The sequence below is a fragment of the Pseudolysinimonas sp. genome, from assembly GCF_039912695.1.
Classification (GTDB): Bacteria; Actinomycetota; Actinomycetes; order Actinomycetales; family Microbacteriaceae; genus Pseudolysinimonas_A.
In genome coordinates, this window is the sequence record NZ_JBDSPJ010000017.1 from 62,788 (window position 1) to 83,354 (window position 20,567).

A 20,567-nucleotide genomic window follows, 5' to 3' on the forward strand; every position below is an offset into this window, starting at 1 on the left:
TCCCAACGCCGACGCCCGTCTCGGGCGTCGGGTCACTCAGCGATTGACGTTGATCAGCCCGTTGAACCCGTCGGGCACGACAACGAGGTTGCCCGCTGCGGCGAGTTCCTTGAGCGTGTCGAGGTAGCGCTGCTGGAGGATCGCGGTGGTCAGGCTGGCGTTGAGGATCGCGTTGGCATCCGCTTCGGCCTGCGCCTGCACGACCTTCTGCTGAGCCGAGACCTTGGCGGCTTCGAGCTTCGCCGTCTCGGTCTGCACGTTGATGTTCGCCTCCTGCGCGGCTGCGTAGGCACCGGTCACCTGGTCGCCGTAGCGAATCTCCTGGAGGGCGACATCCTCGACGATGATGCCGTCGTCCTTCCAGCGGGCTTCGAGAGCCTCAAGGATCTTCTCCTGCACGGAGTTACGGTCGGTGAGCATCTGAATCGTCGTGAATGAGCCGGGTACCGACCGCACCACTGAACGGATGTCGTTGAAGATCAACCGGGTCTTGAGGTTCTCTTCGTTCGCGTAGGAGCTGTAAATGTCGACGACAGAATCCGGATCGAGTGAGTACCGGATCGCAATGTCGATGTTTGCGGTGACGCCTTCGGCATCCTGCACCGTGATCTGCGGGCCGTCGGGCGAACCGCCAACGTTGTCGCCCTCACCGGGCAGTTGTTCGGAGACGAACACGGCCCGCTGGTTACGCACGTCGAAGGTCACCGGATCGACCCACGGTGCCTTCCAGTGCAGGCCACTCTGGGTCTCGTAGCCGACGATGTTGCCGGCCCAGTCGCGCAACACGTTGGCCTGCCCGACGTCTTGACGGAAGAACGAGCTCAGCACCAAGAAGAGGGCTGCGAGGAAGAACAGCAAGATGGCGACCCAACGAGACGCTCGCGAGATGTTGACGTTCGTGCCACGGCGGAACGCGCTGCCGCTGGGTGTGTCACCCGCCGCCACCACACGGGCGCGAGCACTGGATGCCGCGACAAGAAGGGCGATGAGCGCCGCGATGAGGAAGATGATGCAGACGATGAACATGCCGTCAGGATAGTGACGGCTGGCGGCGTTGCGCGGACTACTTCGCGGATTCCTTCAGCCCATGCTCGATCGCGGCGATGACCTCGGGGGCATCCGGCTGCGTCTTCGGGCGGAACCGTGACACCTCACCGTCCGGCGTGATGACGAACTTCTCGAAGTTCCACGTGACTTTGCCCGCCTTGCCGTTGGGGTCGGCAACCCGTGTGAGGGCCGCGTAGAGAGGGTGCTTGCCCGTTCCGTTCACCTTGGTCTTGGCCATCAGCGGGAAGGTCACGCCGAACGTGGTGGAGCAGAACTCCTTGATATCTTCGGCCGAACCGGGCTCCTGCCCCATGAACTGGTTGCACGGGAAGCCGATGACGGTGAATCCCTGGTCGCCGTACTCCTTTTGGAGTTCCTCGAGCTTCGTGTACTGCGGGGTGAGTCCGCATTTCGAGGCAACGTTGACGACCATGATCGTCTTGTCGCCGAAGGCCTCGAGCGAGGTCGATTCACCATCGATCGTTTCGAACTTGATTTGGCGAATGCTCGCATCGATACCCATACGACGACGATACGTCGGAGGTGTCGGTGTGCGCTGGGAGCGCGGTGTGCGCGGGGAGCGCAGCACCTGTTAAACGACGAAGCCCGCTGCAGGGGGATGCAGCGGGATGCAGCGGGCTTGACTCGACAGTTCTGATGAGGACCAGTGCTGACGACAATGAGTTCTTGAAAAGAGGGGGAGGTGAGCGGGGGGCCGGTTTTGGGGGGATATCCGGCCCCCTCGCTCTCCATCGCGGCGGCGAGTCTTTGGGGAAAGAACTCTGCGGGTTCACCGCGATGTCACACGAGCCGGTTAGGGGGGTAACAACTCGTGTGATGTTTACTTTGCCGGAGCAACCTCAAGATGCAACCCCAGCGTTGCTCAAGATTTGCTCAAGATCCGGCCGTACTGTGAGGGAGTGATGGAGATCAAGCACGAACCCGAATCGCATCGCTACGCGATGCGTCAGGACGGCGAGCTGGTGAGCGTGCTCGAATACGTCGACCACGGTGCGGGCACGGTGATGCACCACACCCTCACGGTGCCGAAGTTTCGTGGGCACGGGTACGCCGCAGATCTCGTCGAGTTCGCCGTGAACGACGTCGAAGCGCGTGGAGCCGGCCCCATCATCCCGACCTGTTGGTATGTCGGTGACTGGTTCGCCGCGCACCCGGAACGTTCGGGTCTGCTCGCTTCGACGTGACCCCGGTCAGCGTGGGGTGAGGCGGAACACCCGGAGGGTGCGCCCCGCCGTCTCTTCGTACTTGCGATAGCCCGGCCAGTTGCGCTCCAACTTCGGCCAGGTCGCTTCGCGTTCTTCGTCGCCGAGCAGTTCGGCGACTACCTCGATGCGCTTCCCACGCCGGCTGACGGCGACATCGGGATGCGCGATGAGGTTCGCGGTCCACGCCGGATGCTGGTCGCGGGCGAAGTTGCTCCCGGTCACGAACATCTGCGGCCCGTCGGGGCAGTACATCAGCACGATGTCGCGCTCAAGGCCCGACTTCGCGCCGATGGTGTGCAGCACGAGGGTCGGCACGCCGAGCCCGCTCAACTGAACCCGTCCCCCGGTGATCCCCTTCATCACTTTCTCCAGCGGCGGCATGATCGTCGGCCCGACTCGGCGGAAGAGCGCGGTGCGCGAGAACCACGCGACGGGCGGCCGCAACGGCAGGGGGAGAGGCATGCCGCCATCCTGCCCCGTTCGACGCATTTTGTGGGTACCTTGACGGGTACGTACCAATACGGGTACATTCAGACCATGGATGCCGTTCTGCACGCGATCTCCGACGAGAGCCGTCGCACCATCCTCACGGTGCTGCGCGACGGCGACGCGACCGTCAACGAACTCGCCGCAGGCCTCGCCATCGCGCGTCCCGGAGTCTCCCGGCACCTGCGGGTGCTCCGAGAAGCCGGCCTCGTCGACGCGCGCAAAGACGCCCAGAAGCGTGTCTACTCACTGCGGCCCGAACCGCTCGTTGAACTCGACGACTGGCTCGCTGACTACCGCGCGCTCTGGGCACATCGCCTCGACGCACTCCACACCGAGATCGCGCGCGGCAAGCGCGCCAGGAAGGACTCATGATGAACGACACAGAACGGATCGGAACCCTCCACTACGAGGGCGACCACGGCACGGTTCGCATGGTCGAGCTCGTCGACACCGATCCCGACGACCTGTGGGCCGCCCTCACGCGACCCGAGAGGCTGTCGCGGTGGATCGGCGACGTTGAGGGCGACCTTCGCGTCGGCAGCGAGCTGCGCGCGAAATTCCGCAGCGGATGGGAGGGCACGCTGCGCGTCGAGCTCTGCGACGCCCCTCGACGCCTGCGGGTGAGCTCGACCCCCGACGACGACGACCCGACCGAGATGGAGGCGTGGCTCGAACCCGAGGGTGACCGCACTCGACTCACGATCGAGGAGCGCGGCCTCGCCGCGGCCGCACTTCACTTCCACGGCGCCGGGTGGGAGGTCCACGTCCAGGACCTGGTACAGGTCATCGCCGGCCGGACACCTCCGGAGTGGGAGCCGCGGTGGCGCGAGTTGATCCCCGTCTACGAAGTCATGCGAGACGAGAGCGGCGCTGACGAAAACCCTCAGCCGCCGACCGGTTCGGGGACATAGCCCACCTGTGGGAATGCGCGGGGCCTTCTGCGCGCTGCATCCGGTGTGAAGAGCATTGGCTTCCTGTCGTTCGGCCACTGGGCTCCGGGTAACGGGTCGAAGGTCGAGACCGCGGCCGACGCGCTGCAACAGACTCTCGAACTCGCGGTCGCTGCCGAAGAGGTCGGCGTGCGCGGTGCCTACGTGCGCGTGCACCACTTCGCCCGGCAACTCGCGTCGCCGTTTCCGCTGCTCGCCGCGATCGGTGCACGAACCTCGACGATCGAGATCGGCACAGCGGTGATCGACATGCGGTACGAGAATCCGCTCTACATGGCCGAGGATGCCGCGGCCGCCGACCTGCTCAGCGGCGGACGCCTGCAACTCGGCATCAGCCGCGGGTCACCCGAGACGGCTCTCAACGGCTACGAGTCATTCGGCTACGCACCCGCGGAGGGCGAGACGGATGCCGACCTGGCGCGCCGCCACACCGAGGTGTTCCGGGCCGCGATCGCTGGCGCACCGCTCGCGATGTCGAACCCGAAGATGACCGGCATGTCGCAGCCCCTCGCCATCCAGCCCCGCTCCCCCGGTCTTCCCGACCGCATTTGGTGGGGTGCAGGTACGCGCGCGACCGCCGTCTGGGCAGGCGAGCAGGGAATGAACTTGATGAGTTCGACCCTCCTCACGGAAGAGACCGGAGCCTCGCTGGCCGATCTTCAGGCGGAGCAGATCCAGTTGTTCCGGGAGGCCTGGGCGAAAGCCGGGCACGACCACGAGCCCCGCGTTTCGGTGAGCCGCAGCATCCTGCCGATCATCGACGACGAGACCGAGCACTACTTCGGGCTGCGGGCACAGGCCGACAGCCAGGACCAGGTCGGGCACCTCGACGGCGGGCTGGCGCGTTTCGGTCGGTCGTACATCGGAGCCCCCGACGTCATCGCGGCGGAGCTGGCTCAGGATGCCGCGGTTCAGGCGGCCGACACGGTGCTGGTCACGGTGCCGAACCAACTCGGCGTCGACTTCAACGCGCGCATCCTCGAATCGATCGTGAAGGACATCTCCCCACACCTCGGTTAGAGGTCAGAGCAATCTCGTGGTGAGCAGCGAGTCACCGTGGAGGGCATCCCGATCCACCCGGTCGGTCTCGACGAACCCGAGTTTCGCGAGAACGCGTCGTGAGGCGAGATTCCAGTCGCGTACGCCGGCCCACAGCCGTCGATAGCCCAACGCCCGTGCCCACGAGATGACCGACTGGGCGGCCTCGGTGGCGTAGCCCTGGTTCCAGGTGCGACGAAGGAACTCGAACGCCAGCTCGGGCTCTCCCGGTTGTGCACCTTCGGCTCCGTAGTCGCTGTCGATCAATCCACAGTAACCGATGACCTCCCCCGAAGCCTTCACCTCGACAGCAAGCAGCCGGGGTTGAACCCCTGCGCGCACGCGTTCCTCGAGATCGTGGAGCGTGGGGTGGCCGTGGGCGTCGATTCGGCGGTGCGGGGGGACCCGAGGGTCGCGCTCGGTCCACAGTTCGCGCTGGAGGGCCGCATCGGAAACTCGCCACAGCCTGAGCAGCAGCCGATCGGTCTCGAGCGCGAACTCCGGGTCAGGTCGCGACGCCATGGAGCGACCGTACCGCCGCCCCTCCGCTAGCGTCGAGCCGTGAACCTCGACGGCCCGTGGCAGCGCACCGCGGCCGGCGCCGGACTACTGCGTGCCGATGGTGGGATCGCCGCCTCGGTCTTCGCCGAGATGAGCGCCCTCGCCGTCGCCACGGGCGCCATCAACCTCGGGCAGGGCTTTCCCGACGAAGACGGTCCCGCCGAAGTGCTCGAGGCGGCTCGCGACGCGATCGCGGCAGGCGTCAACCAGTACCCGCCCGGCCGCGGGATGTCGGTGCTGCGCGAGGCGATCGCGCGACATCAGCAGCGCTTCTACGGACTCACGGTCGACCCGGAGTCCGAGGTGCTCGTCACTGCGGGCGCCACCGAGGCGCTCGCAGCGACGATCCTGGCGCTGGCTGGTCCTGGCGACGAGGTCGTCGTGTTCGAGCCGTATTACGACTCCTACGCTGCGATCGTGGCGCTCGCCGGTGCGCGACTGGTAACCGTGCCCCTGGATTGGCCGGCATTCGCCGCCGACCCCGAGCGCGTCCGCGCTGCCGTGAACGACCGCACCCGGATCATCCTCGTCAACGATCCGCACAACCCCACTGGCGCGGTGCTCTCGGCCGAGATGCGCGAACTGCTCGTCGAGTTGGCGATTCGCCACGACGCGCTGCTGGTCACGGATGAGGTGTACGAACACCTGCGCTTCGGCACCCCGCACGTCCCGCTCGCCACCCTGCCTGGCGCGCGCGAGCGCACCATCTCGATCTCGTCGGGCGGAAAGACCTTCTCGGCGACCGGCTGGAAGATCGGCTGGCTCACCGCACCCGCAGCCCTGGTCCCGGCGATCATGACGGTCAAGCAATATCTGACCTACGTGAACGGCGCACCGTTCCAGCCGGCGATTGCGGTCGGTCTCGACCTGCCCGACGCGTACTTCAGCGACATCGCGCACACCCTCGCCGGGAAGCGTGACCTCCTCGTCGCGGGCCTTCGTTCGGCCGGGATGGAGGTCTCGATCCCGGGCGGTTCGTACTTTGTGGTTGCCGACGCCCGCCCGCTCGGAGCGGTGGATGCTGCAGCCTTCTGCCGCCAACTCGCGACCACTGCCGGGGTGGTCGGCATCCCGGTGTCAGCGTTTGCCTCTGACGCCACCAGCTACGCCGGGCTCGTGCGGTTCGCGTTCTGCAAGAAGCCCGACGTGCTCAGCGAGGCTGCTCGACGACTAGCGGGAGCGCGCTAAGCCGATCTATTGCTTTTCGATAGATTTCTGTCGATAATCAATGGATGAGCCCTCGAAGCAACATCGCAGTTCCTCGCCCCTGGTTTCCAATCGTCGTCGCGGCGTACGCAGCGCTGGCGGTTCTGTTCGTGTGCGTCGCCTACGCACAGTACGCGCTCGTTCAGATCCCCTTGAACTACCCCGACGCATCCCCCCGCGACGCCGAGTTCCCGACTGCGCTGTACGCGTTGATGATCGGATTTGGCCTCTGCGTGCAGCTAGGGATCGTCGCAACCACCGTGCTGGTTTCGCTCGTGCGCTGGAACCGCATCCTCGAGTCGCGTTCCGTACGCTGGCTCGACGTACTCTGCATCGCGGTGGCGCTCGGCGGCCTGATGACCGGCGGGCTCGTGATCGTGAGGCTCCAGACCGGGCCGCCTGGACTGGTGCTCATTCTCGTCCTGTTCGGGTTGGCGCTGCTCGCGCTCGCTCTCGTTCTCCTCGTTCTGCGGTCCCTGTTGCGCCGCGCGATCCTGCTGCGCTCTGAATTGGACGAGGTCGTCTGATCGTGATCCGTCTCCATATCGACAGGCTTCTCGTCGAACGCGGCTTGAGCGTCGGCGACTTCGCCGAAGCCATCGGCATCACGCCAGCCAACGTGGCCGTGCTGAAGAACGGTCGGGCGAAGGCCGTGCGGTTCACGACGCTCGACGCGATGTGCCGGGTGCTCGAATGTCAGCCGGGCGAACTGCTCAGCTACGAACCAGCGGCCTCGAGCGGCAGTCCGGCCGCGCGCGCCGGCTCGGAGTAGGCGGCCGCGAGGCTCGCGACGGTGTCGTGGGCGTTGAGCCCGCTCGGGTTCGGAACGACCCACAGTTGGGAACCCGCGATCCCGTCTGGCTGACGTCCGGTCGCCGCCTTCGGGAGGGCGAAGGCGATCCGATATGCCGTGATGCCGACGATCGCGACGACAGCGGGCTGCAACCGGCGCACCTTCTCGACGAGGAGCGCACCGCCTTCGCGGAGTTGCTCGTTCGTGAGTTCATCCGCACGAGCGGAGGCCGCCGCGACGATACTCGTGACGCCGATCCCGGCCTCGGTCAGCAGAGCCGGCGCGTCAGCGTAGACGCCGTCAGTGACCTGCGGCATGCGCGGGATGATGCCGGCAGCGACGAGCGCCGGGTAGAACCGGTTGCCCGGGCGCCCGAAGTGTATCTGGGTGGCAATCGTCAGAAGTCCCGGGTTGATGCCCACGATCAGCAGCCGCAGGTTGTCCGGCACCAGATCAGGCAGCGTCCCTCCGTGGAAGGTCGCCAGCTGGGCTCGGGTGAAACTCATCCCCGGAGCGGCGCGAGTGCGTCCCAGATCGCGTCAGCCACAGCCTCACGCGACGAGTCGCCGTCGACCTCGATCAGGCGGCCGACCGGCACCTCGCTGGCAAAGGCCTGCACATATAACTCGCGGGCCTTATCAAGCGCCGATGCCTTGTCGAAGGGGCCGACGTTGAACTCGCCCCGTGCGGTCAGTCGTTCGACGCACACCGCGACGGAGGTGTCGACGAAGATCGTCGCATCGGGTTCCATCGCGCGTGAGTTCAGGGTGCGCACCCACTCAAACGGCAGACCCTGCGAGGTTTGGTAAGCGAGGGATGACGCGACGTAACGATCGCTCACCACCCAAGTGCCGGCATCCAGAAGCGCCGTGATCTCGACCGTGTGCTCGATGCGGTCAGCCGCGAAGATGAGTGCGACAGTCGCGGGCTCAAGGTGCAGCGCACCGTCGGTAAAGGCTCGGGCGATGCGGCCGATCGAGCCGTCGGTGGGCTCCTTGGTGAGTTCGACGACATAGCCGTGCTCGATGAGTCGGGTAGCGAGAAGGGCGCCCTGCGTCGTGGTGCCCGCGCCGTCGAGGCCTTCGAGCACGATGAATTTGCCCCGACCGCTCACGCCTTTCATGGTACCGGCGGCCAGGATCGGCGCGAGAATCGGAACATGCCCGATCTCGTCGCCCCGATGCTCGCCAAGGCCGTCGACGCGGTTCCGGAAGGGAACCTGCTGTATGAGCCGAAATGGGACGGCTTTCGCTGCATCGTGTCGTTCGGGCCGGACGGCGTCGAGCTGGGCAGTCGTGGTGCGAAGCCCCTCACTCGGTACTTTCCTGAACTCGTCGACGCGTTCACCCGCCTGCTGCCGGAGCCGTGTGTGCTCGACGGCGAGATCGTCGTGCGCACCGATCGCACGGGCCACGATCGCCTCGACTGGGAGTCGCTGACCCAGCGCATCCATCCGGCCGCGAGTCGGGTTGAGAGGCTCGCCGCGGAGACCCCGGCATCGTTCATCGCGTTCGACCTGATCGCGCGTGGCGATCGGGATCTGACCGGCGAACCCTTCGAAATCCGCAGGGCAGAACTCGAAAACCTACTCGGCGACCTTCCCGCGCCGATCCACCTCACGCGAACAACTCGGGATGTCGCGCTCGCCCGCCGCTGGCTCGACGAGTTCGAAGGCGCAGGCCTCGACGGCGTCGTCGCGAAACCGCTGGACGCCGTGTACCAGCCGGGCAAACGCACGATGTTCAAGATCAAGCACCACCGAACTGCGGATGTCGTGGCGGTCGGCTACCGCATCCACAAGAGCGGGCAGGGGGTCGGGTCGCTGCTTGTCGGACTCTACGGACCGCAGGGGCAGCTCGGGCCGATCGGCGGAGTGTCGGCCTTCAGCGACGCACGCCGCCTCGAACTGATCGGCGAGTTGGCTCCTCTGGTCGAGCGCACCGACGAGGGCGCCGCGGCTACGGCCGAGACCGCACGCAGCAGATTCTCGTCGTCGAAGGACGTCTCTTTCGTGCGGCTCCGACCCGAGCGAGTGCTCGAGGTGCGGTACGACCAAATGGAGGGTCAACGCTTTCGGCACACGGTTCAGTTCGAGCGCTGGCGCCCCGACCGCGACCCGACCTCGTGTACCTACGACCAGCTTGAAGTACCCGTCACCTACGACCTGGCGGACGTGCTGCAGTAACCGTCACTCGAAGGGCGGCTTCTTGGCGCGTGAGGGTTGTACGCGAGGCGGCTCCCCCGGCATCTTCGGGTAGTCGGGTGGGAACGGAAGCTCGGTAAGTCCGGCCGCAAGATCGCGCTGCCACCAGTCGAGCAGCACGTCGATCTTCCCGGGCGCGGCGGCGAAGGTCGCCCACGGGTCGCCGACGGTATCCAGTCGCGCGGGCACGGTCAGCACCGTGAACTGCTTGGGTTCGATCGATCCGAGTTCGTCCCACGTGATCGGGGTAGACACCGGAGCGTGGCCCAGAGCTCGCGGGCTATAGGCGCCGGCGATCGTGCGGTCGCGGTTGGCTTGGTTGAAGTCGACGAAGATCTTCTCGCCGCGCTCCTCCTTCCACCACGACGTCGTCACCTTGTCGGGCATCCGTCGTTCGAGTTCGCGCGCCGCGGCGATCACCGCGTGTCGCACATCGAGAAACTCGTGGGTTGGCTCGATCGGGGCATAGAGGTGGATGCCGCGGTTACCCGAGGTCTTGATCCAGCCTTCCAAGCCCGCTTCGCGCAGCACGTTGCGCATCTCGAACGCGGCGGGCACCGCATCCCCGAAGTCGGTTCCTGGTTGCGGATCGAGGTCAATGCGCAACTGGTCGGGGTTGTCGGTGTTCCCCGACCGCGACGGCCACGGATGGAAGACGATCGTGTTCATCTGAACGGCCCACACAATTCCGGCCGCCTCGTCAAGCACGAGCAGTGGATGCGACCGGGCACTGGGGAATGTCACCGGCACCGAACGCAGATAGTCGGGAGCGCCCTTCGGCGGGTTCTTGGAGAAGAAGCTCTCCCCGTCGACGCCCTCCGAGTACCGCTCCAGCGCGACCGGTCGATCGCCGTTTGCCGCGAGAAAGGCATCCGCAACGGCGATCGCGTACTTCGCGAGATCGAGTTTCGTGATGCCGACCTGCGGAAAGAGCACGCGGTCAGGGCTGGAGACCCGCACCTCCCGAACACCGGAAGGACCGGGAACCTCCAGGATGACCGCGTCGGCCGCCATCAAGCTGCCGGGGTCCCGCTGATGTTCACGAGCCACGAAACGCCGAATCTGTCGTCGAGCATCCCGAAGCTGTCGCCCCACGGGGCCAGCGTCAGCGGCTCGGTGATCGTGGCGCCGACCGCGAGTTTCTCCCAGTAGCCGCGCAGTTGGTCGCCGGAGTCGCCGCTCAACGACACCGAGAAGTTGGAGAACTTGGCGCGCGCGTCGGAGTCCATGTGGCTCGGGATGTCGGCGCCCATCAGGTTGATTCCACCGGGCGCCTCGAGCTGCGCGTGCATGATCAGGTCTTTGTCGGCATCCGCGACTTCGGCGCCGAGCTCGGTGAACGTGCTCATCGTGAGCTCTCCCCCGAAGACCGATTCGTAGAAGGTCATCGCCTCTCGAGCCGTGCCACGGAAGTTCAGGTAGGGATTCAGGATCGCGGTCATACGCCGATTATCGTCGGCGGCCACCGACACGACCAGTGTCAGTGGCCATTGTCGCGACACGCAAGCAACTCGAGTTGACAATTCAGATTAGTCAACTTATGTTGCTCATATGACTCCCATCGCACCACCGCCGCTCGGCGGTCCCGCCGACGGCCTCGCCGCCGTCGTGGCGCTGAGAGAACTTGCCGACCGGCTCGAAGACGCCCAGGTGGAGCTCGCCCTCCGCGAGGGATGGTCGTGGCCGCAAGTCGCGCAGGCTCTCGGCGTCACCCGTCAAGCGGTTCACAAAAAGCACCTGGCTCGGCTCGCCGATGCCGGGATCGAGATGCGGAGACGTTCATGAGCAACCACCAGGGGCGATCCCTCCAAGACCGTCAGACCCAAGGACGCGACCTCCGTGCCCTGGTCGACGCGGCAAACGACCTCGCTGCGCGTCGCTCGGCCGGTGCGCTTGAACCCGAGCATCTGCTGATCGCCATGGCCGCCGACACACGCAGTAGCGGCGGCCAGTTCCTGGTCGAAGCCGGACTGACGGCCGAGAAGCTCGAGCAGATGCTCGACGCCGAACGCGCGAGAAGCCTCGGCGCCGCTGGCGTCGGCACGTTCTCTGCGATCGACCTGGTTGCGACGCCCCGCCGCACCCGGCCCAAGATCGCCCGCACCTCGCGTGAAGCGTTCGACCGCGGCTTCCGGGTCGGCGGCCACGCCATCCAACCCACCACCCTCAACCTCGTCGTCGGGATTCTGATGCCCGACCTCGGAACCGTTGCCCGCATGTTTGAGATCGCCGGGCTCGACCGCCACCAACTCCTCGGTCGGGCAACGGCCGAGGTCGTGAAAGGAAAGCGCCGATGACCACCTCCACACTCGCCGTCGAGGCGACCGGACTCGTGAAAACCTTCGGCGACCAGCGCGCCGTCGACGGCATCGACCTCCAGGTCACCGCCGGCACCGTCTACGGCGTGCTCGGCCCGAACGGCGCCGGCAAGACGACGGTGATCCGGATGCTTGCCACACTCCTGAAACTCGACGGCGGGTCAGCCCGCATCTTCGGGCACGACGTCGTCAAAGAACCGCAGATCGTGCGGCAGCTGATTGGGGTGACCGGACAGTACGCGTCGGTAGATGAAACCCTTTCGGCGACCGAAAACCTGGTGGTCTTCGCGCGCCTCCTCGGCTACAGCGGAAGCGCCGCGCGCAAGAAGTCGGGCGAGCTGCTCGAGGAGTTCGGCCTCACCGAGGCCGCACGCAAACCGCTCAAAAACTTCTCCGGCGGCATGCGACGACGCCTCGACCTTGCCGCGAGCCTGCTCGCCTCTCCCCCTCTGATCTTCCTCGACGAGCCGACCACCGGCCTCGACCCCCGCACCCGTCTGCAGATGTGGGACACGGTGCGCCGACTGGTCGCAGAAGGCAGCACTGTCGTGCTGACGACCCAGTACCTCGACGAAGCCGACCAGCTCGCCGATCGCATCGCCGTGATCGACCTCGGCAAGGTTGTCGCCGAAGGGACCGCCGATGAGTTGAAGGCATCCGTGGGCAGCTCGTCGCTGCACGTCACGCTGAAGGACGTGGCCGACCTCGACCGGGCCGCAGCCGCGCTTTCCCGAGTGTTGGGATGGACTCCGGTTGTTTCGGGTGCGCGACTGACCGCGCCGCTCGCAGACGCCGACCGTGTGGCCGACTTCCTGATCGACCTGCGCGGGGCCGACATCCATCTCACCGAATTCAGCGTGAGCAAACCCTCCCTCGACGAGGTGTTCCTGGCCCTGACCGGCCACGGAGTCGAGACCGACGAGATCACCGAAGAGCAGAAAGAGGTCGCAGCATGACCACCGCCGTCCTCGCGCCGACGCGCGAACTCAAAAACCATGTGTCGCTTGTCGAGACCATCCGGCAATCACTCGTGATGGCCTACCGGGGCCTGCTCAAGATCAAGCGCACGCCCGAGCAACTGTTTGACGTGACCCTGCAACCGATCATTTTCACCGTGATGTTCACCTTCATCTTCGGCGGCGCGATTTCGGGCGACGTGAGCAGCTACCTGCCCTACTTCATTCCCGGCATCCTGGTGCAGACGGTGATCACGACCTCCGTCGTCACCGGCGTGCAGTTGCGCGAAGACATGGGCAAGGGCGTCTTCGACCGTTTCCGCAGTCTGCCGATCGCCCGCATCGCGCCACTCGCTGGAGCACTGCTGGCGGATGTCATCCGCTACGCGATCGCCACCACGATCACCTTCATCGTGGGGATGCTCATCGGCTACCGCCCGGCGGGTGGATTCGTCGGCGTTCTCCTCACCGCACTTCTCGTGATCGCTGTGGCGTGGTCGCTGTCGTGGATCTTCGCGTTCTTCGGAACCATCGCGCGCACCGCGGCGAGCGTCCAAGGCATCTCGTTCCTGGTGCTCTTCCCACTGACGTTCCTGTCGAACATCTTCGTGCCGGTCGACAGCATGCCGGCGTGGCTCCAGGCTTTTGTCAACGTCAATCCGGTTTCGTACCTCGTGACCGCGGCCCGCGATCTGTCGAACACCGGCAGCGCCGGAATCGAAGTGGTCTGGGCTCTGCTCGGCGCGCTCACCGTCGTGCTGATCTTCGCGCCGCTGACGGTTCGGGCCTACATGCGCCGCACCTGATCCACGGCCGACCGTCTCAGGCACGCGAACCGTATGACAGCATGGCGGGCATGACTGACCGCCTGATGCTGCTCGACACGGCGGGAATCTACTTCCGCGCGTTCTACGGAGTGCCGGATACCGTGACGGCACCCGACGGCACGATCGTCAACGCGGTGCGCGGCACGCTCGACATCATCGCGCGTCTGGTCGGGCAGTTTCAGCCCACCCACCTCATCGCCTGCTGGGACGACGACTGGCGTCCGCAGTGGCGGGTGGATCTCATCCCGTCGTACAAGTCCCACCGAGTCGCCGCGGAAATCGAGGTCGGGCCGGATGTCGAGGTCGTTCCCGACCCGCTGAGCGTGCAGGTGCCGCTCATCGCCGAGGCACTCGGATTGCTCGGCATCTCGATCGTCGGAGCAGCCGAGCACGAAGCCGACGACGTCATCGGAACCTTGGCGTCGACGGCTGATCTACCGGTGGATGTCGTCACCGGCGACCGCGACCTCTTCCAGCTCGTCGACGACTCGCGCAGCGTGCGGGTGATCTACACGGGCCGCGGGATGGCGAACCTCGAGATCTTGGACGACGCGGCGGTCGAAACCAAGTACGGGATCACGCCGCGCCAGTACGCGGATTTCGCCACGATGCGCGGCGACGCTTCCGACGGCCTTCCCGGAGTCGCTGGCGTTGGCGAGAAAACAGCGGCGGGGCTGCTGCGCGAGTTCGGCGACCTGAACGGGATCATTGCCGCCACGGCCGACCCCGCCACCGCGCTCTCGCCCAGCGTGCGGGCAAAGCTGCTCGCGGCATCCGACTATTTGGCCGTCGCGCCGACCGTCGTCGAGGTGGTGCGAACTCTTGACCTACCCGCGGTGGATTCCACGATCAAACGACCCGATGCCGAGCGCGCGGCGGTTCTCGCCGCGCGACTCGGACTCGGGTCGTCGATGGATCGGGTGGTCGAAGCTCTCGGTCAGGCCGCGGGGGGCTGAACCGGCGGCATCGCCTGGGTGGTCTTCGCCTGACGGAAGATGTTGAACAACACCCCGGCACACCCGAGGACACCGAACAGGAAGGTGAGCCCGGCGTTACCGAGGAGGGTCGGCAGGTACTGCGGCGATGTCAGGTCGGAGATCACGTAACCGCCCAGTCCAGGCGTCGACAGGATGTCTTGAACCGACAGACCGGTCTGAGCAGACACCGCGGCGACGTAGTCCCAGACCTCGCCCAGGACGAACGCGATGATCAGAGTCACGAGCGTGATCGCGGCGATGACGAGCCCACCCTTGATCGACACGCGCCCGCCGGAACCGAAGCGGTACAAGAAGTAGGCGGCGAACGCCACGATGAAGCCGGCGATGGAGGCGATGTAGCCGAGGTTCCAGATGATCATGTAGACCAGCACGCCAGCGGGGATCGCGAGCAGGGCGAGCAAGAGTCCGCGCGGCAGATTCTCGGGCGGAAGCGCGGCGGCCGGCGCAACAGGCGTCACGGCGGGCGGCGGCGTGAGGCCCGGCGATGGCGTCATCGACGGGGTCGTGTTGGCGGGCGTGGTGTCGTCAGTTGGTTCTGGCATGGCCCGAGTCTAGAGGAGCCCTCAGGCGGGACTAGGTCGCCGGCACCTCTTCGTCGGCCGCTGCGAGCTGCCCGCAGGCCCCGTCGATTTCCTTGCCTCGGGTGTCGCGAAGCGTGGTCGGGATGCCGGCGGCCTCCAGCCGACGCACGAATTCCCACTGCACTTCCGGCTCACTCGCCGTCCAGATCGAACCCGGAGTCGGGTTGAGCGGAATCGGGTTGACGTGCACCCAGCCGCGACCGCGGGCGTTGAGTTTTTCACCGAGCAGGTCGGCGCGCCAGCCATGGTCGTTCATGTCTTTGATCAACGCGTACTCGATCGACACCCGTCGCCCCGTCGCGTCGAAGTAGGCGCGCGCGGCATCGAGAGCCTCGTCGACCTTCCAGCGCGAGTTGACCGGGATGAGTTCGTCACGCAGCACGTCATCCGGCGCGTGCAGCGACAGGGCGAACGTGACCGGGATGTTCTCTTTCGAGAGCTTCAGGATGGCGGGCACGAGTCCGACGGTCGAAACCGTGATGCCGCGGGCGCTCATCCCGAGGCCGTCGGGTGCCGGCGCGACCATCGTGCGCACCGCCGTCATCACTCGGGCGTAGTTGGCCAGCGGCTCCCCCATGCCCATGAACACGATGTTGCTGACGCGCTCTTGGCTGTGATCGGTCTTCTTCTTACCCCCGAGTTGCCCGTCGGCGATCACGCGGTTCGCGCGCACGACCTGTTCGACAATCTCGGCAGCGGACAGGTTGCGGGTGAGCCCGGCCTGACCGGTCGCGCAGAACGGACAGTTCATGCCGCATCCTGCTTGCGACGAGACGCACAGCGTGATGCGACCGGGGTACCGCATGAGAACCGATTCGACGAGGGCGCCGTCGTTCAGTTTCCAGAGGAACTTGATCGTGTCGCCCTTGTCGGTCTCGAGGCGACGCAACTCGGTCATCAGGGGTGGCAGCAGGCCGGCGACCAACTCGTCGCGTCCGGCCGCGGGGAGGTCGGTCATCAGCGCGGGGTCGCTAGTGGAGTGGGTGAAGTAGTGGGTGGCGATCTGCTTGGCGCGGAAGGCCGGCATCCCGAGCTCGGTGAGCTTTTCGGCGCGCTGCGCGGGGGTCCAGTCGGCGAGGTGCTCGGGCGGCTTGCCACGCTTCGGCGACGCGAACTGCAGCAGCGGGCGACCGTCGGTGTCGAGCTTCTGCGCCCAACCTTCGGTCGCGGGCCGCACCTGACGAGTCATGACTCCAGGGTACGGGGCGGGCGACGTCAGAGTTCGCTGAGCGTCGCGAGCGCAGCGAGAGCGTCGTCGAGACGCTCGGCCGGAACCAGCAGGTGATCGTGGTGGAAACCCGCGAGCACGTTGCAACTGATCCCCTCGTTCGCGAGAGCTGTCGAAATCGCGGCGGTCAGCCCAACCGCCGCGAGATCGGAGTGCACAGTCAGCGTGATCCAGGCCGCGACGAAGTCGTACGGGATGCCGGCCGCATCCGCGTCGTCCCGCTTTAGCACGAGCGTGGTGCCCTCCTCCTCGCGGATCAGCGCTTCGAAGGGGATGTCGAGGTCACCCGCGACAGTCACGACGACGTACTCGCCGGGTCGCGCCTCCGGCCGCATCGAATGCAGGAGTTCATCGAGGTCGGAGATACCACTCACACATCGGACTCTACGACGCCGGTTAGGTGGATGGCACCGGGGCTGATCCAATGGCGACGTGGACATCCCGCAAAATCACGTCCGGCGACGCACCGTCGTCGCGGCCGCGGTGACACCGCTGGCGTCCATCCTCGGCTCGGGCTTGCTGATCATCGTTCCCGTTCTGGAGCGCACGCTCGGCGCCCTGGCAGTGTTCGGGGCCATCGCCATCTGCGCGGTTGCGTGGATGCTGGGCACCGTCATCCGACACAACCTGATCGTCGTCGAGGCGCGCCAGGCGGCGAAGACACTCGACCTCGCGACCGCCCGCCTCGGCCGTCTTGCAGACGCCGTCATCGTCATCGCCTACGTGATCTCGGTCGCCTTGTATGTGCGGATCATGGCCGAGTACCTGGTCGCGTTCTTCATTTCGGGTGGCTCACCAGCAGTCGAGGCGCTCGTCGCGTGCGTGTCGATCGCCGTGATCATCCTGATCGGGATGCTCCGCGGCTTTCGCGGCCTCGATCGCCTCGACCGCATCGCGCTCTCCGTTGTGCTGGTGCTGACCGCGGTGCTCGGCTCGGTGCTGATTGCGAGCGACGTCGGCGGTTTCGCCACCGGTGCGGTGACCGTGCCACCCATCCCCGCACTCCCGATCGGGCAGATCTTCATGGTGCTGGGTGGAATCGTCATCACCGTCCAAGGATTCGAGACGGTGCGCTACCTCGGCGCCGACTTTGACGTCGCCACCCGTGTCCGCGCTTCCCGTCTCGCGCAGGCGATCGCTTCGTTCATTTACATCGGTTTCGTCGCGGTCGCGACACCGCTCATGGGTTTGGGTACCGCCGCAGGAGCCGACACCACCCTCCTCGACATCACCGCCCGCGTCGCGCCGTGGCTCGCACTCCCCCTGGTGATCTCGGCCGTGCTCAGCCAGTTCAGCGCCGCTATCGCTGATACCGAGGCGGCCGACGGAAACCTCAACGGGCTCAACGCCTGGTTCCACGGGCGACGCCCGTATCTGATCACCGGTCTGGCCGCGATTGCGATTGCCGCCACGATCCCCACCCTGACGATCGTCGCGATCGCCTCGCGTGCCTTCGCCGCCTACTACGCCCTTCAGTGCGTGATCGCGCTGCGCACTTCACGCCGGTGGCCCCACAGGGTTGGCTTCGGCATCCTCGCTCTCGCGATGCTCGCGGTCACCCTATTCGCGCTGCCAGCGGGGTGACTCTGGCGTTCGACCGATGCCAGAACACGCGCTTGAGCAGCTCCGTGGCGGCGATGTAGCCGAGCGTGACGAGAAACACCAGGCCGAGCAGTTCGAGCGGGATCGGCACGAGCGAGAGCACCGGCGCGAGCGGCGAGTACGGGATGGCGACCGCCACGAGTGCGACCGCGATGCTCGAGAGCACGACCCAACGCCCGGGAGCGCTTCGGTAGAACGGTCCACGCGTGCGCAGTGCGAACAGCACTCCGACCTCGGTGAGGATCGAGGCGACGAACCAGGCGCTGCGAAATTCGGGCGCTGCTGCGTGGAAGCCGAAGTGCAGGATGGCGAAGGTCACCAGGTCAAACACCGAGCTGAGTGTGCCGAATGCCAAGAGGTAGTTGCGGATCAGGCGAACATTCCAGCGCTGAGGGGATCGCACCTGCGCGTCGTCAACGGAGTCAGTCGCGATGGTCGTCGCCGGCAGGTCGGTGAGCAGGTTGATCAACAGGATCTGCCCGGCGAGCAAAGGCAGGAAAGGCAGCAGCAGGGCCGCAAGCGCCATGCTCAGCATGTTGCCGAAGTTCGCGCTCGTGGTCATGTAGATGTACTTCATCGTGTTCGCAAAGGTCCGGCGGCCCTGTCGCACCCCGTCGAGGATGACCCTCAGGTCTTTATCGAGCAGCACGATCGCGGCCGACTGTTTGGCGACCGGTACGGCCGTGTCCACGCTGATCCCGATGTCGGCAGCGTGGAGCGGCGGCGCGTCGTTGATCCCGTCACCTAGGTAGCCGACGACCGCACCCCCGGCGCGGAACGCTCGCACGACACGTTCTTTTTGCACCGGATCGAGTTCGCTGAATACGTAAACGTTCTTGACCGCGATGGCGAGCGCGGCATCCCCGATCGCATCGATGTCGGGGCCACTGAAGACGGTCGTCGTGTCGAGCCCGACCTGTTCGGCGATATGCGCTGCGACCAGCCGGTTGTCGCCGGTCACCATGCGAACCGAGACTCCGCTCGCGGCGAGTTCGGCGAGCGTGGCTGCGGCGTCGGGTTTCGCCGGGTCAGCAAAACAGAGCAGCCCGACCAGGGTCATCTTCGACTCGTCGCCGATCCCAACTGGCCGATCACCCGCGAAGGTTCGTGTCGCGACGCCGAGCACCCGAAATCCCTGTGAGCTCAAATCGGCGAACCGTTTCTGGATGCCGACCCGCGCACGGGCGATGGGAACCAGGCCTGCTGCAGTCGCGGCATGGGTACACACCGCGATTACCGGGTCGAGGGCGCCCTTCGTGATGAGCACCGGCTTCTCGCCGGGATGGCGGCGCACCAGCACGCTCATGCGCTTACGCAAGAAGTCGTAGGGCAGCTCGCCGACGGCGACGGCGTCGGATGGGGCCGCCAGCCCCTCGACGATCGCCTGGTCGATCGGGTTGCGCCATCCGGTCTGTAGTGCTGCGTTGAGGCTGGCAAGTTCGGCTACCTCGGCGTCGGCCGTGCCGTCGAGCCTCATCGCGGTGTCGAGGTGGATCTCGCCCGCCGTCATCGTGCCGGTTTTGTCGGAACACAGCACGGTCATCGAACCGAAGTCTTCGATCGCGTCGAGGCGTCGTACGATCACCCGCTTGCGCGCCATCATCCGAGCGCCCTGAGCGAGGCTGATGCTGACGATCGCGGGCAGCAGTTGCGGGGTGAGTCCCACGGCGAGCGCGAGCGAGAACAGCGCCGAGTCGATGAGTGGGCGTTGCAGCACGAGGTTGATGATGAAAATCGCCACGACCAGCACGACCATCAGGCGACCCAGCAACAGGCCGAAGGATGTCATCCCCTTCTCGAAGCCGGTCTGCGGGGGCCGCGCCGACAGCCGCGCCGCGATCGCCGCGATCTGCGTGCTTCGCCCGGTGCGGACGACGAGAAGGGTGCCGGTGCCGCTCGACACGTGAGTGCCTAGGAACACGGCGCCGGTGCGTCCGGTCAGCACGGTTGCCGCCGGCACGACGCTCGGCTGCTTGTCGACCGGGAACGTCTCGCCGGTGAGCGCCGACTCGTCGACGGTCAACCCGTTCGCCTCGAGCACGGCACAGTCCCCCGGCACGATGTCGCCCGCCGCGACAACCGCCACGTCACCCGGCACGATCGAACCGAGCGGTACGGCCACTCGCCGACCGCCCCGAAGCACCGTGACCGTCACTTCAACGACCGCGAGCAGCGCTTTCATGGCCCGACCGGCACCGCGCTCTTGAACGAATCCGAGCAAACCTGACACGAGCAGGATGACGAGGATGATCACCGCATCGGTCCAGTCGCCGAGCACACCCGACAGAATCGTGGCGCCAATCAGGATCAACTCGATCGGACTGAGAAACTGCCGCGCGAGCAACCGCGCGATCGACACGTCGTCGCGTTCATTCAGAGTGTTCGGACCCACCTGCGTCAGCGTGGCGGCGGCTTCATCCGCGGTCAGTCCGTCAGTGCGGGAGTGCAGCGCACTCAGCAGATCTGCCGCGGGGACGCTCCAGAAGGCGTCGGGGATGTGACCGCTTGCGACCAAGCCGGCTGCCGCGCGCTGTTGAGTCATCA

Annotated in this window: 26 protein-coding genes; 14 read left to right on the plus strand and 12 right to left on the minus strand. The window is 66.1% G+C overall.

What is annotated here, in order from left to right; genetic code table 11:
• Positions 1-36: 36 nt before the first annotated feature.
• Both ABIR17_RS06770 and ABIR17_RS06775 read right to left on the minus strand, forming a co-directional pair.
• Complete coding sequence (locus ABIR17_RS06770; protein ID WP_348003616.1) at positions 37-1,026, minus strand: prohibitin family protein; 990 nt, start codon at positions 1,024-1,026, stop codon at positions 37-39.
• Positions 1,027-1,063: 37 nt separating this feature from the next.
• The gene (locus tag ABIR17_RS06775) at positions 1,064-1,570 is read right to left on the minus strand and encodes a glutathione peroxidase (RefSeq protein WP_348003617.1); all 507 of its coding nucleotides are present in this window, start codon (positions 1,568-1,570) and stop codon (positions 1,064-1,066) included.
• 400 nt (positions 1,571-1,970) lie between these two features.
• Here ABIR17_RS06775 and ABIR17_RS06780 point away from each other — a divergent pair, with 400 nt between their 5' ends.
• Positions 1,971-2,252, plus strand: a complete 282-nt coding sequence (locus tag ABIR17_RS06780) for a GNAT family N-acetyltransferase (protein ID WP_348003618.1) — start codon at positions 1,971-1,973, stop codon at positions 2,250-2,252.
• A gap of 6 nt (positions 2,253-2,258) precedes the next feature.
• Here ABIR17_RS06780 and ABIR17_RS06785 read toward each other — a convergent pair whose 3' ends face one another.
• Positions 2,259-2,735, minus strand: coding sequence for a nitroreductase family deazaflavin-dependent oxidoreductase (locus tag ABIR17_RS06785; protein ID WP_348003619.1), 477 nt, complete (start codon positions 2,733-2,735; stop codon positions 2,259-2,261).
• Between the two features lie 75 nt (positions 2,736-2,810).
• Between ABIR17_RS06785 and ABIR17_RS06790 the strand changes: the two genes are divergently transcribed.
• From ABIR17_RS06790 to ABIR17_RS06800, 3 genes are read left to right on the plus strand one after another with little or no spacing between them, the layout of a single operon-like run.
• The gene (locus ABIR17_RS06790) at positions 2,811-3,134 is read left to right on the plus strand and encodes a metalloregulator ArsR/SmtB family transcription factor (RefSeq protein ID WP_348003620.1); all 324 of its coding nucleotides are present in this window, start codon (positions 2,811-2,813) and stop codon (positions 3,132-3,134) included.
• Positions 3,134-3,673, plus strand: coding sequence for an SRPBCC domain-containing protein (locus tag ABIR17_RS06795; RefSeq protein ID WP_348003621.1), 540 nt, complete (start codon positions 3,134-3,136; stop codon positions 3,671-3,673). The genes ABIR17_RS06790 and ABIR17_RS06795 overlap by 1 nt, the downstream gene beginning before the upstream one ends.
• A 45-nt stretch (positions 3,674-3,718) precedes the next feature.
• Complete coding sequence (locus ABIR17_RS06800; protein ID WP_348003622.1) at positions 3,719-4,732, plus strand: LLM class flavin-dependent oxidoreductase; 1,014 nt, start codon at positions 3,719-3,721, stop codon at positions 4,730-4,732.
• 3 nt (positions 4,733-4,735) lie between these two features.
• Here ABIR17_RS06800 and ABIR17_RS06805 read toward each other — a convergent pair whose 3' ends face one another.
• Positions 4,736-5,272, minus strand: a complete 537-nt coding sequence (locus ABIR17_RS06805; RefSeq protein ID WP_348003623.1) for a GNAT family N-acetyltransferase — start codon at positions 5,270-5,272, stop codon at positions 4,736-4,738.
• 39 nt (positions 5,273-5,311) lie between these two features.
• Between ABIR17_RS06805 and ABIR17_RS06810 the strand changes: the two genes are divergently transcribed.
• From ABIR17_RS06810 to ABIR17_RS06820, 3 genes are read left to right on the plus strand one after another with little or no spacing between them, the layout of a single operon-like run.
• Complete coding sequence (locus ABIR17_RS06810; RefSeq protein WP_348003624.1) at positions 5,312-6,499, plus strand: aminotransferase class I/II-fold pyridoxal phosphate-dependent enzyme; 1,188 nt, start codon at positions 5,312-5,314, stop codon at positions 6,497-6,499.
• Positions 6,500-6,543: 44 nt separating this feature from the next.
• Positions 6,544-7,044, plus strand: coding sequence for a DUF2975 domain-containing protein (locus ABIR17_RS06815; protein WP_348003625.1), 501 nt, complete (start codon positions 6,544-6,546; stop codon positions 7,042-7,044).
• Positions 7,044-7,289: a helix-turn-helix transcriptional regulator gene (locus tag ABIR17_RS06820; RefSeq protein ID WP_348003671.1), complete on the plus strand. Its 246-nt coding sequence runs from the start codon at positions 7,044-7,046 to the stop codon at positions 7,287-7,289. Before ABIR17_RS06815 ends, ABIR17_RS06820 begins: the two co-directional genes overlap by 1 nt.
• Here the strand turns inward: ABIR17_RS06820 and ABIR17_RS06825 are convergent.
• The gene (locus ABIR17_RS06825) at positions 7,235-7,816 is read right to left on the minus strand and encodes a mismatch-specific DNA-glycosylase (RefSeq protein ID WP_348003626.1); all 582 of its coding nucleotides are present in this window, start codon (positions 7,814-7,816) and stop codon (positions 7,235-7,237) included. The two genes, ABIR17_RS06820 and ABIR17_RS06825, sit on opposite strands and share 55 nt — an antisense overlap.
• Complete coding sequence (gene tmk / locus ABIR17_RS06830; RefSeq protein WP_348003627.1) at positions 7,813-8,424, minus strand: dTMP kinase; 612 nt, start codon at positions 8,422-8,424, stop codon at positions 7,813-7,815. The genes ABIR17_RS06825 and tmk overlap by 4 nt, the downstream gene beginning before the upstream one ends.
• 45 nt (positions 8,425-8,469) lie before the next feature.
• Here tmk and ABIR17_RS06835 point away from each other — a divergent pair, with 45 nt between their 5' ends.
• On the plus strand, positions 8,470-9,495 hold the full coding sequence (locus ABIR17_RS06835) for an ATP-dependent DNA ligase (RefSeq protein ID WP_348003628.1): 1,026 nt from the start codon (positions 8,470-8,472) through the stop codon (positions 9,493-9,495).
• Between the two features lie 3 nt (positions 9,496-9,498).
• Here the strand turns inward: ABIR17_RS06835 and ligD are convergent, their stop codons facing one another.
• Together ligD and ABIR17_RS06845 are read right to left on the minus strand one after the other, a co-directional pair.
• On the minus strand, positions 9,499-10,527 hold the full coding sequence (gene ligD / locus ABIR17_RS06840) for a non-homologous end-joining DNA ligase (protein WP_348003672.1): 1,029 nt from the start codon (positions 10,525-10,527) through the stop codon (positions 9,499-9,501).
• Positions 10,527-10,955 carry a VOC family protein gene (locus ABIR17_RS06845; RefSeq protein WP_348003629.1) on the minus strand — a complete coding sequence of 143 codons (429 nt, stop codon included), beginning with the start codon at positions 10,953-10,955 and terminating at the stop codon, positions 10,527-10,529. Before ABIR17_RS06845 ends, ligD begins: the two co-directional genes overlap by 1 nt.
• Positions 10,956-11,064: 109 nt before the next feature.
• On the opposite strand from ABIR17_RS06845, the gene ABIR17_RS06850 reads away from it, so the two are divergent.
• From ABIR17_RS06850 to ABIR17_RS06870, 5 genes are read left to right on the plus strand one after another with little or no spacing between them, the layout of a single operon-like run.
• Entirely contained in the window at positions 11,065-11,298 is a 234-nt protein-coding gene (locus tag ABIR17_RS06850) for a helix-turn-helix domain-containing protein (RefSeq protein WP_348003630.1), read from the plus strand.
• Positions 11,295-11,810, plus strand: a complete 516-nt coding sequence (locus ABIR17_RS06855) for a Clp protease N-terminal domain-containing protein (RefSeq protein ID WP_348003631.1) — start codon at positions 11,295-11,297, stop codon at positions 11,808-11,810. Before ABIR17_RS06850 ends, ABIR17_RS06855 begins: the two co-directional genes overlap by 4 nt.
• Positions 11,807-12,787: an ATP-binding cassette domain-containing protein gene (locus ABIR17_RS06860; protein WP_348003632.1), complete on the plus strand. Its 981-nt coding sequence runs from the start codon at positions 11,807-11,809 to the stop codon at positions 12,785-12,787. The genes ABIR17_RS06855 and ABIR17_RS06860 overlap by 4 nt, the downstream gene beginning before the upstream one ends.
• Positions 12,784-13,593 (plus strand): ABC transporter permease, encoded by an 810-nt coding sequence (locus ABIR17_RS06865; RefSeq protein ID WP_348003633.1) that lies wholly within the window; start codon positions 12,784-12,786, stop codon positions 13,591-13,593. The genes ABIR17_RS06860 and ABIR17_RS06865 overlap by 4 nt, the downstream gene beginning before the upstream one ends.
• Before the next feature lie 50 nt (positions 13,594-13,643).
• Entirely contained in the window at positions 13,644-14,570 is a 927-nt protein-coding gene (locus ABIR17_RS06870; protein ID WP_348003634.1) for a 5'-3' exonuclease, read from the plus strand.
• On the opposite strand, the gene ABIR17_RS06875 is transcribed toward ABIR17_RS06870, so the two are convergent.
• From ABIR17_RS06875 to ABIR17_RS06885, 3 genes are read right to left on the minus strand one after another with little or no spacing between them, the layout of a single operon-like run.
• Positions 14,552-15,154 (minus strand): hypothetical protein, encoded by a 603-nt coding sequence (locus ABIR17_RS06875; protein WP_348003635.1) that lies wholly within the window; start codon positions 15,152-15,154, stop codon positions 14,552-14,554. The two genes, ABIR17_RS06870 and ABIR17_RS06875, sit on opposite strands and share 19 nt — an antisense overlap.
• Positions 15,155-15,185: 31 nt before the next feature.
• Positions 15,186-16,382: a 23S rRNA (adenine(2503)-C(2))-methyltransferase RlmN gene (rlmN, locus tag ABIR17_RS06880; protein ID WP_348003636.1), complete on the minus strand. Its 1,197-nt coding sequence runs from the start codon at positions 16,380-16,382 to the stop codon at positions 15,186-15,188.
• Between the two features lie 26 nt (positions 16,383-16,408).
• Positions 16,409-16,795, minus strand: a complete 387-nt coding sequence (locus tag ABIR17_RS06885) for an ACT domain-containing protein (protein WP_348003637.1) — start codon at positions 16,793-16,795, stop codon at positions 16,409-16,411.
• A gap of 58 nt (positions 16,796-16,853) precedes the next feature.
• Between ABIR17_RS06885 and ABIR17_RS06890 the strand changes: the two genes are divergently transcribed.
• Positions 16,854-18,005 (plus strand): hypothetical protein, encoded by a 1,152-nt coding sequence (locus ABIR17_RS06890; RefSeq protein ID WP_348003638.1) that lies wholly within the window; start codon positions 16,854-16,856, stop codon positions 18,003-18,005.
• On the opposite strand, the gene mgtA is transcribed toward ABIR17_RS06890, so the two are convergent.
• A complete protein-coding gene (gene mgtA / locus ABIR17_RS06895; protein ID WP_348003639.1) occupies positions 17,977-20,565 on the minus strand; it encodes a magnesium-translocating P-type ATPase in 2,589 nt (862 codons plus the stop codon). The two genes, ABIR17_RS06890 and mgtA, sit on opposite strands and share 29 nt — an antisense overlap.
• Between the last annotated feature and the right edge of the window lie 2 nt (positions 20,566-20,567).